13 protein-coding genes are annotated in these 11843 nt (G+C 39.1%); 5 read left to right on the forward strand and 8 right to left on the reverse strand.

Annotation, left to right across the window (positions count from 1 at the left end; genetic code table 11):
- Nucleotides 1-335 precede the first annotated feature (335 nt).
- From rplS to BLQ18_RS10900, 5 genes are all read right to left on the reverse strand, one after another.
- The gene (rplS, locus tag BLQ18_RS10880) at nt 336-686 is read right to left on the reverse strand and encodes a 50S ribosomal protein L19 (protein ID WP_090295430.1); all 351 of its coding nucleotides are present in this window, start codon (nt 684-686) and stop codon (nt 336-338) included.
- Between the two features lie 137 nt (nt 687-823).
- Nucleotides 824-1498, reverse strand: a complete 675-nt coding sequence (gene trmD / locus BLQ18_RS10885; protein ID WP_090295434.1) for a tRNA (guanosine(37)-N1)-methyltransferase TrmD — start codon at nt 1496-1498, stop codon at nt 824-826.
- A gap of 99 nt (nt 1499-1597) precedes the next feature.
- Nucleotides 1598-2203: a coiled-coil domain-containing protein gene (locus BLQ18_RS10890; protein ID WP_090295439.1), complete on the reverse strand. Its 606-nt coding sequence runs from the start codon at nt 2201-2203 to the stop codon at nt 1598-1600.
- A 106-nt stretch (nt 2204-2309) separates the two neighbouring features.
- Nucleotides 2310-3758: a glyceraldehyde-3-phosphate dehydrogenase gene (locus BLQ18_RS10895; protein WP_090295443.1), complete on the reverse strand. Its 1449-nt coding sequence runs from the start codon at nt 3756-3758 to the stop codon at nt 2310-2312.
- Between the two features lie 129 nt (nt 3759-3887).
- Complete coding sequence (locus BLQ18_RS10900) at nt 3888-5279, reverse strand: trypsin-like peptidase domain-containing protein (RefSeq protein ID WP_090295447.1); 1392 nt, start codon at nt 5277-5279, stop codon at nt 3888-3890.
- 134 nt (nt 5280-5413) lie between these two features.
- On the opposite strand from BLQ18_RS10900, the gene dapF reads away from it, so the two are divergent.
- The 4 genes from dapF (at nt 5414) to BLQ18_RS10920 (ending at nt 8554) form a co-directional block, all read left to right on the forward strand.
- Entirely contained in the window at nt 5414-6190 is a 777-nt protein-coding gene (dapF, locus tag BLQ18_RS10905; RefSeq protein ID WP_090295451.1) for a diaminopimelate epimerase, read from the forward strand.
- Nucleotides 6184-6717 carry a GNAT family N-acetyltransferase gene (locus BLQ18_RS10910; RefSeq protein WP_090295455.1) on the forward strand — a complete coding sequence of 178 codons (534 nt, stop codon included), beginning with the start codon at nt 6184-6186 and terminating at the stop codon, nt 6715-6717. Before dapF ends, BLQ18_RS10910 begins: the two co-directional genes overlap by 7 nt.
- Nucleotides 6707-7750 (forward strand): endolytic transglycosylase MltG, encoded by a 1044-nt coding sequence (gene mltG / locus BLQ18_RS10915; RefSeq protein ID WP_090295458.1) that lies wholly within the window; start codon nt 6707-6709, stop codon nt 7748-7750. The genes BLQ18_RS10910 and mltG overlap by 11 nt, the downstream gene beginning before the upstream one ends.
- A 159-nt stretch (nt 7751-7909) precedes the next feature.
- Entirely contained in the window at nt 7910-8554 is a 645-nt protein-coding gene (locus BLQ18_RS10920) for a lysozyme family protein (RefSeq protein WP_090297543.1), read from the forward strand.
- A gap of 49 nt (nt 8555-8603) precedes the next feature.
- Here the strand turns inward: BLQ18_RS10920 and BLQ18_RS10925 are convergent, their stop codons facing one another.
- From BLQ18_RS10925 to dnaA, 3 genes are read right to left on the reverse strand one after another with little or no spacing between them, the layout of a single operon-like run.
- Entirely contained in the window at nt 8604-9332 is a 729-nt protein-coding gene (locus BLQ18_RS10925) for an SAM-dependent methyltransferase (RefSeq protein WP_090295463.1), read from the reverse strand.
- Nucleotides 9333-9336: 4 nt separating this feature from the next.
- Entirely contained in the window at nt 9337-9789 is a 453-nt protein-coding gene (locus BLQ18_RS10930; protein ID WP_090295467.1) for a low molecular weight protein-tyrosine-phosphatase, read from the reverse strand.
- Between the two features lie 13 nt (nt 9790-9802).
- A complete protein-coding gene (gene dnaA, locus BLQ18_RS10935) occupies nt 9803-11227 on the reverse strand; it encodes a chromosomal replication initiator protein DnaA (RefSeq protein ID WP_090295470.1) in 1425 nt (474 codons plus the stop codon).
- 201 nt (nt 11228-11428) lie between these two features.
- Here dnaA and BLQ18_RS10940 point away from each other — a divergent pair, with 201 nt between their 5' ends.
- A complete protein-coding gene (locus BLQ18_RS10940) occupies nt 11429-11821 on the forward strand; it encodes an acyl-CoA thioesterase (protein ID WP_090295473.1) in 393 nt (130 codons plus the stop codon).
- Nucleotides 11822-11843: the final 22 nt, after the last annotated feature.

An 11843-nucleotide genomic window follows, 5' to 3' on the forward strand; every position in this document is an offset into this window, starting at 1 on the left:
TTATCAAGACAAAAAATTGCTCTTCTGCCCGCACATAAAATTTATTATTTCTCCTCGAATTTGACCTAAATCACTTTCGTTTTGAAATTCCTTTTGTGATCAGTAGTGTTACCAATTTAAAGGGAATTCATGGTTTTAAAGAACGTCAACTTTAAAGACAAACACTGTGTGATGGTATCACAATCATATTTGTCTTACTAAAATACTACAATGCAAGGGAATTCCAAAGCTTTTTAACGTTTTAAAAATCAACAGGATATGAACCGTGGTTGTTAACAATTGTTCATAAAAAAAGCACCCATTTTGGGTGCTTTTCTTCTAGTTTGGAAGGATGTTTATCCTCTAACTTCTTTGATACGGGCCTTTTTACCAGTAAGACCTCTAAAGTAGAAGATTCTAGATCTACGTACTTTACCTTTTTTGTTTACTTCGATTCTTTGCAAAGCTGGCATGTTTACTGGGAAAATTCTTTCCACACCAACAGTACCTGACATTTTGCGAATGGTGAAGGTTTCAGTGGCACCACTACCTCTTCTTTGGATTACAACTCCTCTAAAGAACTGGGTACGAGTTTTTTCACCTTCCTTAATTTCGTAATACACGGTGATGGTATCACCTGCAGAAAATTTTGGAAATTCTTTTTTTGGAACAAATTCGTCTTCAACAAATTTTATTAAGGATTCCATCTCTTTGTTTTTTAGCGTTTTATACAGAATCAACTTTCACGTATCTCGTCAGAGGTTGATTTTGAGATTGCAAAAGTAATACAATATTTAGTTTGGGCAAGATGTTTTTTAGCTTTTTGGCGCTAATTGCCACTTTTTTATTCCAATAGGTCAGGCCTACGAGCTTTGGTACGTTCCAAAGCCTGTTCTTCTCGCCATTTTTCAATTTTTGGAAAGTTACCGCTCAATAAGATTTCGGGCACTTCCATTCCCTTGTATTCTGCTGGTCGAGTGTAAACAGGTGGTGCCAATAAATTATCTTGAAAGGTGTCGGTCAAAGCAGAGGTTTCATCATTCAATACCCCAGGAATCAATCGGATTACTGCATCACATACGACAGCTGCCGCCAATTCACCACCTGACAACACATAATCCCCAATTGAAATTTCTTTGGTTACATGCATATCCCGAACTCGTTGGTCTACTCCTTTATAATGTCCACAAAGAATGATCAAGTTTTCTTTTAAGGATAATCCGTTAGCGATACTTTGGTTCAACGTGTTCCCATCAGGAGTCATATAAATGACATCATCGTAATCTCGTTCTGATTTAAGTTGAGAGATACACTTATCAATAGGTTCGATCATCATCACCATACCAGCGCCACCTCCAAATTGGTAGTCATCCACCTGTTTGTATTTGTTGGTGGTATAATCCCTTAAATTGTGAAAATGCACTTCTACCAATCCTTTTTCAATGGCTCGTTTTAAAATTGAGGCCTCGAAAGGACTTTTAAGAAGTTCGGGCAGAACAGTAATAATGTCAATCCGCATGATTGGGCATTAAAGATTTTAATAATGCGGCAAAAGTAAGCAAAGCTTCTTCAATTTGAGGCAAAAAGAAAGGCTTCCGTTGGGAAGCCTTGTCTTGGGTTACTTTTTTTGTTTGTTTAGCTCGTCTTGCAATTGTCGGCTGATTTTTTGTTCGCGCTCCAATGCCCTACGACGATGATTTTCATATTCTTCTTCCAAATCGGACAAAGCGGACTTGGCTTGTTGCGTTAAAAAGTTACTGTTTCTAAAACGGTAAATGAAAAACAACAAAAGAATCAGCAGTCCAAAAATAATGGACCACAATATAAAGTTGTAAGTGCCTTTGCTGATCAATGCACCAAAAAACGAAATACTGTCTTTTTCTTCCGTTACACTGTTCAATTTATTGGTAGTTTCCTGTAGCTTCGAATTCAAATCCTCGATTTCTGCCTCATTGGCAGTAATTGTGTTCGAAAGATCTTTGATATTCTTGTTTGCGGTATTTATCGTATCAAAAATATTTGCTTTCAATTCGTTGATACTTGAAAGCTTCATAACTTCATAAGCTACACCGTTGCCCGACCTGTAATTGGTCGATTTTCGCTCCAGTTCTTCAAACTGTCCTTTTAAGGATTTATCGGCTGGTTCGGATTCTTCCTCTTGGGCAAAAACCGCACCCATTTGAGTAAGTAGGAATAGGGTAAATAAAACGCGTAAATGCTTCATGTTCAATAATGTTCTCGTATTAAATTTAGATTAAGGGTAGGGCGAAATTACACTAATATACCTAAATTCAAAAGAAATTGAGCCTACCAAAGTAACTCCACCGCTATTAATAGTAGGTATAACGTCTCACTTTGGAAATATATTTTGCCAGTCGAATTACTTGATGGGAATATCCATATTCGTTATCGTACCATATATATAGCACTACACTCTTTCCATCTGCCGATACAATAGTGGCTTTGCTGTCGTAAATGGATGGTGCTGTGGTTCCTACGATGTCTGAAGAAACCAGTTCGTTGCTCAACGAATATTTAATTTGCTCCACCAAATCACCTTCGAGGGCATATTTCTTTAAAATCGTGTTTAAACTTTCAACCGATGTTTTGTTTTTCACTTCAAGATTAAGGATGGCCAACGAACCATTGGGAACAGGAACACGAATGGCATTCGAGGTCAATTTTCCTTTCAGTGAAGGCAAGGCTTTTGCCACAGCGGCACCAGCACCTGTTTCGGTAATCACCATATTTACAGCCGCAGCACGTCCTCTTCGGTACTTTTTGTGCATGTTGTCCACAAGATTTTGATCGTTGGTGTAGGCGTGAATGGTCTCCAAATGCCCTTTTTTAATGCCCAAGGAATCCTCGATTACCTTTAAAATAGGAGTAATGGCATTGGTGGTGCAGGATGCAGCCGAATAAATTTTTGTTTTGTCTGGATCGTATTGGGTTTGATTTACTCCGTGAACAATGTTTGGAACCTCTTTACCTGGTGCCGTAAGCAAAACTTTGCTGGCTCCTTTGGATTCCAGGTGTCTTGATAAAGCTGTTTTATCTCGGAATGCCCCAGTATTGTCGATAATCAAAGCATTGAAAATCCCATATTTCGTGTAATCAATTTGTTCTGGCTTATCTGCGCTGATGAATTTTACCGTAGTGCCATTGATCAATAAGGCATCGTTTTTGGCATCTACTTCGACCGTTCCTGTGAACGGACCGTGTACAGAGTCAGTTTTGAGTAAGGCTGCTCTTTTGTCCAAGATTTCTTCATTGATTTCGCCCCGAACTACAATAGCACGTAATCGAAGCTGGCTTCCTCTTCCTGTTTTTGCCATAAGTTCACGGGCAACCAGTCTACCTATTCGACCAAATCCATAAAGGACCACATCTTTGGGTTTAATGGGTTTTGCAGCATCGGCACCTTTTAATTTTTCAATTACGAAGGCCTTAACGTTAAGACTTGTATTATCATCGGAATGATATTCATAGGTCAATTTTCCGATATCCAATTTGGCAGGAGGGAGGTTGATGTCGTTGATGGCTCTTAAAATTTCGACTGAATCAAAAATGGAAATGGGTTTTTGAACAAATTCCCCAGCATATTCGTGCAGGTTGATGATGTCCGATACATTTTTATCTATAATTTGATTTTTGAAAAGCACTACTTCAATGGCTTTATCGTACCACAGGTCGCTAATGATCTTAATAAATTCTGTGGTGGCTTTTCGTCTGTCTGCCTGAAAGGCAAGTTCCTTTTCGTAGGACTTGATTTCGCTCATGGGTTAGGATTGCGATTATAAAGTTAATTTTGCGGCTAAATTATATATTTCAAACGTTTTCGTAAAAGATATTCGTATAAAAAAAGCGCCTTAAAATAAGGCGCTTTTAAGTGTTTTTTTGGCACTTTTTTATTGCAAGATCATGTGTTCCTTTTCACCATTTTCATTGATCATGGTGAAACTGGTTCTTCCATATCTTTCAATTTCTCCAAAGTATCTCTTGGCATCGTCGATATTGTTGATTTTTTTACCGTCAACTTCCACGATTACTTTGTTTTCCAATCCATATCTACTATACGTTTCTGGAACATTGGTGATTTTCACCCCTTCTGAAACTCCAAATTTCTTCTTGTCCTGTTTGGTCAAATTCTTCACCGTGAAATAGGTGTTTGGTAGTCGTACACTACTTTGTTTTTTCAAGGTTACATTTTTAACCAAAGAAGTTCCGTCCCTATCCACAGTAACATTCACTGATTCGCCTGGGCGTTTGGAAGATAGATACCCAGCAAGTTCAGCATATTTACGGATTTTAATATCATCAATTTGCTTGATGATATCTCCTTCTTGAAGTCCAGCAGCTTCTGCTCCAGATTCTTCTTCAACTCCAGCAACATACACACCATCCAATTCGTTCAACCCTCTTTCAATGGCACCAGGGGAATCCACATTGGCAATGGAGATGCCCAAAAGTCCTTTTTGAACGTTACCGAACTCCATAATATCTTCTACCACTTTTTTGGCAATGTTGCTCGGTACGGCAAAAGCATACCCCACAAAGGAACCTGTTTGGGAGGTAATAGCGGTGTTGATACCGATTAAATCCCCATTTGTGTTTACCAATGCGCCACCACTGTTACCTGGGTTTACTGCCGCATCGGTTTGAATAAAGGATTGACTGTTCCCCAAAGACCTTGCTTTTGCACTTACAATACCTGCAGTTACCGTAGAAGTTAGGTTAAAGGGGTTACCCACAGCTAAAACCCATTCTCCGATTTTGGTATTGTCTGAATCTCCAAAGGCCAAATAAGGCATTTCTTCATCAGCTTCAATTTTAAGAAGGGCAATATCCGACTCTGGGTCAGTTCCAACTACTTCCGCTTCGTAGGATTTATTGTTGTTCAGTACCACTTCTAATTGGGTGGAATTGGCAATTACGTGATTGTTGGTCACGATATATCCGTCAGGGGAAATAATAACTCCTGAACCTGTTCCCAATTGCGGGGTTTGTTGACGCTCAAAACCGTAAAAGAAATCGGAAAGACTACGAGGACCCTTGCTCAAGGTCATACTTTTAACGTGCACCACCGAATTCACGGTTTTTTCGGCTGCCAAGGTAAAATCCACTTCATTGATGCCAGCACCCTTGGCCGAGGTCGGCACAAAACTGGTACTGATCACGGGCGCCTCATCCGATGCCGTTATCATTTTATAGTTGTTGTTCTCGAAAAATAGTTTGTAAGCTCCTAATGTAATGGCTCCTGCAAAAAGGGAAACCAAGAATAAATTGGCTATTTTCTTCATAATTCAATAATTATTTAACAATAAGCTTTAACAAAATTAGAGGTTTTGATTTTTCTACTGATGTGGTTTAACGCTGTTTTAACTGCAAAAAAAACCTTAAAGAATCCCGTATATTTGTTCCTTTGTACATTGCAATGAAACTAGAGTTTTTCAAATATCAAGGAACTGGGAACGATTTCGTAATCATCGATAATCGCCAAGATATATTCCCCAAAAACGATACCAAATTGGTTGCCGAATTGTGCGACCGAAGATTTGGCATTGGAGCGGATGGATTGATGCTGCTTGAAAATGACGAAGCGTCAGATTTTAAGATGGTGTATTATAATTCCGATGGGGGCCAAAGCACCATGTGTGGAAATGGCGGAAGATGTTTAGTGGCCTTTGCGCATTATTTAGGTGTTATAGGTGAAACATGCACATTCAATGCGGTTGACGGGTTGCATGAAGCTACAGTTGATGGCGATATTGTAAAACTAAAAATGATAGATGTGGACGAGGTACACGAAATGCCAAACCACATTTTTTTGGATACAGGTTCTCCACATCATGTGCAATTGGTGAAAAATTTACCACAATTTGATGTGCAAAAAGAAGGGAAAAGACTTCGTTACGGTTTGTATGGTGAATCGGGCAGCAATATCAATTTTGTAGAGCAAGAAGATGGCGATGTGTTTCAAGTGCGAACCTATGAAAGGGGAGTGGAAGGAGAGACCTATTCTTGTGGAACTGGAGTAACTGCAGTTGCTCTGGCCATGCATGAATCGGGTAAAACCTCCAGTTCCGAAGTGCATATTAAAACGTTGGGTGGGGATTTGACCATTAGTTTTGAGAAATCAGGCGAAAAGTACTCGAACGTATATCTAAAGGGACCAGCGATTCAGGTGTTTAAAGGCGAAGTGGAATGCTGAATCTAAAAGGAGAACATATTTACCTAAGGGCTTTGGAGCCTTCCGATTTGGATTTTCTGTACCAATTGGAAAACGATACATCCGTTTGGGAAGTCAGCGGCACCTTAAAACCATACTCCAAAAAAGTATTGCAACTGTATTTGGATAATGCCCATCGCGATATATACGAGGTAAAACAACTTCGCTTGTGTATTTGTAATAACTCAGACGAATGTGTGGGGTTGATAGACTTGTTTGATTTTGACCCGAAACACCGTCGTGCTGGAATAGGGATTGTGATTTCCGATCCCAACGATAGAAATAAAGGGCAAGGCGCGGAAGCTTTGGCGTTGATGTGCGATTATGCTTTTTCGGTGCTCGATCTGCATCAGATTTACGCCAATATTCTTGAGGATAACCAAGCGAGTATCCATCTCTTTGAAAAATACGGATTTGAAAAAATAGGCGTTAAAAAGGAGTGGGTAAGAACCAGCGAAGGGTTCAAAAACGAAATACTATTTCAAAAGATTAATTCGAATGTATCTTAAAAAAGTACTTTGGGCAACTGCCATCTTGGGTTTATTGGTTGCTGGTTTTATTGCATATAAAATCTATGACGCAATTTTTAGTCCCAACACCCAGTTCAATAACTCGGAAGCCTTTGTTTATCTTCCCACCAATGCCAGTTTTTCAGATGTAAAAACATCTTTGGAACCCTTGTTGAAGGATATTTCAACCTTTGAGTCTGTGGCAGACCGTAAAGGATATTCCACCAACCTAAAAGCAGGTAAATATGCAATCAAAAAGGGAATGAACAACAATGAAATCATCAATACCCTTCGCAGTAACAATATTCCTGTCCAGGTAACTTTTAATAATCAGGAATCCCTGCCAGAATTGGCAGGAAGGATTTCAGGGCAAATTGAGGCCGATAGTATTTCTTTGGTACAAGCCTTTAATGATCCACAATTCTTGAGTGAAACCAAATTTGATGAAGATTCCAAATTGGGAATGTATTTGCCCAATACCTATGAGTTTTTCTGGAATACCCAAGCAGAAGGATTCAGAGATAGAATGTTGAAGGAATACCAGCGTTTCTGGAATGATGAACGTTTACAAAAGGCCAAAAATTTGGGAATGACACCAAATGAAGTGATTTCCTTGGCGGCCATAGTTCAAAAAGAAACCGTAAAAGTTGATGAACGACCAAGAGTGGCGGGCGTTTATTTAAATAGACTTAGAGATGGTTGGCCATTGGAAGCAGATCCAACCGTGATTTATGCCATCAAAAAAGAAACAGGCAATTACGATACTATTATAAAAAGGGTTTTGTACCGTGATTTAGAAATGGATTCTCCTTATAACACTTATAAAAATAGAGGTGTTCCTCCAGGTCCGATTGCCATGCCCGATATCTCTTCCATCGATGCGGTTTTGAACCCAGAAAAGCATGATTATTTCTTCTTTGTGGCTGACGTTTCCAACTTCGGATACCACATGTTTGCCAAATCTTTGGTGCAACACAACCGAAATAAAGTGCAGTACACCCGATGGCTCAATGAGCAAAAAGTTCTCAGATAATACCGTTTAGCGTTAATTTTCAACCATTTAACGGATTTTAAGCCACATTTAAGAAAACCTTAGGAACTTTAGGCTACCCATTAACCCATTTCAACTTACTTTTGGCGGCCAAATTGATTTTTGATACGTATATGTATTGAGATCACAAATATGAACATTATGAAAAGATGGATAGGTTTTATACTACATCTTGCCATGATTGTAGTTTTAACGAGTTTTGGTACCTATACCATTACGAAGAAAAAGTTGGCGGAAGTTCCAGATTTCCTAAAGGTAGGAGAGCAATTGGAACTTTTTGCACCTCAAGATTCCATCGCTGGAATTGTTGAAGAAGAAGTCAATCCCCCCTTTCTTGGTAAAAAATACTACGGTTTTAAAGAAGCGTTGGCTTTTAAGGAATCCCAAGGAAGATATCACGTAGTCAATACATTGGGTTATTTAGGAAAATACCAGTTCGGTAGCAGTACATTACATTTAATGGGTGTTTACGACATGGAAAGTTTCTTGGATGATCCAGAACTACAGGAAAAAGTGTTCGAGACCAATATTGCTCGAAACAAGTGGATTTTGCGTAGGGACATTAAACGTTTTAACGGGAAAACCATTGGAGGAATCAAAGTGACTGAATCGGGTATCATTGCTGCTGCACATTTGGCGGGAGCGGGTAACGTTAAAAAATATCTACGATCTTATGGAAAAGAAGATGTAACGGATGCTTATGGAAGTAGTATCTCCTACTATTTGAAGAAATTTGGAGGTTACGATATTTCCAATATTGAACAAAAGCAGAACGCTAAAGTTTAATAATACAACATCTGTAAAAAGAATTCAAGCCCGATTTTTCGGGCTTTTTTTATGCTTGGATAATATAGATAGTGGGTCTTTTATCCAAGTCCACCTCAATTTCACTCCACTCGTGCACACTTTTGGTGCTGATAAATTCTGTGGGTAAGGTGATATCACAAGCAATACAGAGCATTGTATTGTTCTGCAGGGTCTTAAGCAAGTCCTTCAAGAATTTATTGTTGCGATAAGGCGTCTCCATAAAAATCTGGGATTGCCCTTTTTCACGCGACAATTTTTCCAATTGCTTTACCGTTTTTTTGCGTTCCGCATTATCAATGGGCAAGTAACCATTAAAGGCAAAGTTCTGACCGTTCATTCCACTGCTCATCATCGCCATTAAAATAGAGGAGGGGCCAACTAAGGGAACCACCTGTATTCTTTTTTGGTGAGCCACTTTTACCACAGCAGCTCCAGGGTCGGCAATACCAGGGCAACCCGCTTCCGATAAAATTCCAACATCAAATCCATGGATACAAGGGTCTAAAAATGCTGGGATTTCTTCAGGATTGGTGTATTTATTAAGGGTTTGGATATGAAGGTCGGGTTGCGATTTACTAGGACTAACACTTTTGATAAAACGACGTGCGGTCTTTTCATTCTCAACAATATAATGGTTGATTCTTTCAATATTCCCTTTTACGGAAATCGGTAAAACTTCCAAAGGAGCATTGTCTCCAAGAGTTGTGGGAATCAAATAGATTTTGCCCACTACCAGGCTGGGTTTGTCCTGTTCCATAGGTTTAATTTAGCTTTTTTGCAATTGCCTCACAAGCCTCATCTATCATTTGATATACTTTTTCAAACCCATCGGCACCACCATAATAGGGGTCTGGCACTTCAGAAATACCCAAATTAACTTCAGTGAGCAATAATTTTACTTTTTGAAGGTTGCTTTCTGAACTGGCCAAGCTGGAGACATTCGACAAATTGCTGCGGTCCATCACATAAATATGATCGAACTCCTGAAAATCTTGAGGGGTAAATTTTCTGCATTTTTGAAAACTGATATCCAATCCATACTTACGGGCCACATCAATAGACCTAGAATCGGGTGGATTGCCTACATGATACCCTGCAGTTCCTGCGGAATCCACAAAAACGTTTTCCGAATCAACTTTGGATTGCAAAATACCTTCCGCCAATGGTGATCTGCATATGTTGCCCAAGCAGACCATCAATACTTTGGTTTTCATAAAATTGAAGGAATTAACTGAACTTTTTGCTCAAGTCTTCGATGTACTTTCTGAACTGCTTGTCAGTCTCAGCAAGGTTATCCACTGTTTTACAAGCATGTAGAACCGTAGCGTGGTCACGTTTCCCAATTTGGGAGCCAATACTTGCCAGTGATGCCTTGGTAAACTTTTTAGCAAAGAACATCGCCAATTGACGAGCCTGAACAATATGACGTTTACGGGTTTTCGACTGTAGCGTGGCCACATCCATTTCGAAATAATCGGACACCACTTTTTGAATGTAGTCGATAGAAACCTCTCGTTTCGTATTTTTTACAAATTTCTCTACCACTTGTTGTGCTAGTTCCAAGGTCACCTCACGCTTGTTGAAAGAAGATTGTGCAATTAAAGAAATGATAGCACCTTCCAGCTCACGAATATTGGTTTTGATGTTCTTGGCAACATGGTCGATAATTTCTTCTGGCATTTCAACCCCATCACGATACAACTTGTTCTTTAGAATGGAAACACGGGTTTCGTAATCTGGACTTTGCAATTCAGCAGAAAGACCCCATTTAAAACGGGACAACAAACGCTGTTCAATATCCTGCATATCTACAGGAGCTTTGTCCGAGGTTAAAATTACTTGCTTGCCATTTTGGTGCAAGTGGTTGAAAATATGGAAGAAAACATCTTGGGTTCCAGATTTACCAGATAGGAACTGTACATCATCAATAATAAGTACATCGATCAATTGGTAAAAATGGATAAAATCGTTTCGTGTATTCTTTTTTACCGACTCTATATATTGTTGGGTGAATTTCTCCGCAGAAATATATAGAACGGTCTTTTCAGGATACTTGTCTTTTATTTCCACACCAATGGCATGTGCCAAGTGTGTTTTTCCCAAACCAACCCCGCCAAAAACCAACAAAGGATTAAAAGAAGTCCCCCCTGGTTTGTTGGCCACGGCCATACCCGCAGAGCGAGCCAAACGGTTGGAATCTCCTTCCAAGAAATTATCGAAATTATAGTTGGGATTTAATTGGGATTCAATCTTGATATTTCGGATGCCAGGAATCACAAATGGATTCTTTAATTCTGGACTTTTGGAGGTAATCGGTACATCCAATTCTTGTGGACCTACCGCAGTACGGTTTGCACTCGGAATCTGTTCGGTGAACGGTTCTTTGTTCCCGTACTTGTTCTCCATTTTTATAATGTAGATAAGCTTGGCATTGGTTCCCAGTTCACGGGTCAATGCAACCTTTAAAAGCTTAACGTAATGTTCCTCGAGCCATTCGTAGAAAAACTTACTGGGTACCTGAATGCTTAACGCCTTATCCGTTAGCTTAATTGGTTTGATAGGTTCAAACCAAGTTTTGAATGCCTGCGGTTGGATGTTATCCTGGATAAAAGCCAAACAGTTGTTCCATACGGAATTAGCAGTGACACTCATGAAGTTTTTCCTTGTTTTAATGGTTAGTGTTAATACTATAGATTAAACATCTAAAGGGTTATAGATGCTTATTGGATGCGACAAATATGTGAACAATTCTTTTAAAAAAAAAATCAATTTGTCATTGAATCTTTTGTTTTTTTTTCGCATACTGCCGCCGTATTAACAAAGCTTCTAAATATATAATTTTTAAGTTAAAATATGGGGGTAAATTCGTATTCTTTTCGGGTTAGATATGCAGAAACTGACCAAATGGGCGTGGTTTATCATGGCAATTATGCTCAATATTTTGAAATGGGTCGTGTTGAATGGTTACGAGCATTGGGAGTGACCTATAAAAGTATGGAGGATAATGGAGTAATGTTACCCGTAATATCTTTGCATATTGACTACAAAAAATCTGCACTTTATGACGATTTACTAACAGTTGAGACCCAATTAAAGTCGAAACCTATGGTTAAAATCGAGTTTGATTATCTGTTAAGAAACGAAGCAGGGGAGCTTTTGGCTACTGGAAACACAGTATTGGCCTTCATGGATAAGAATACGGGGAGACCCATTCGATGTCCAGAATATATTTTAGATAAACTGTAAATTTAGTAGACAGTAGACAGTA

Source organism: Flagellimonas zhangzhouensis, from assembly GCF_900102925.1.
Taxonomy (GTDB): domain Bacteria; phylum Bacteroidota; class Bacteroidia; order Flavobacteriales; family Flavobacteriaceae; genus Flagellimonas; species Flagellimonas zhangzhouensis.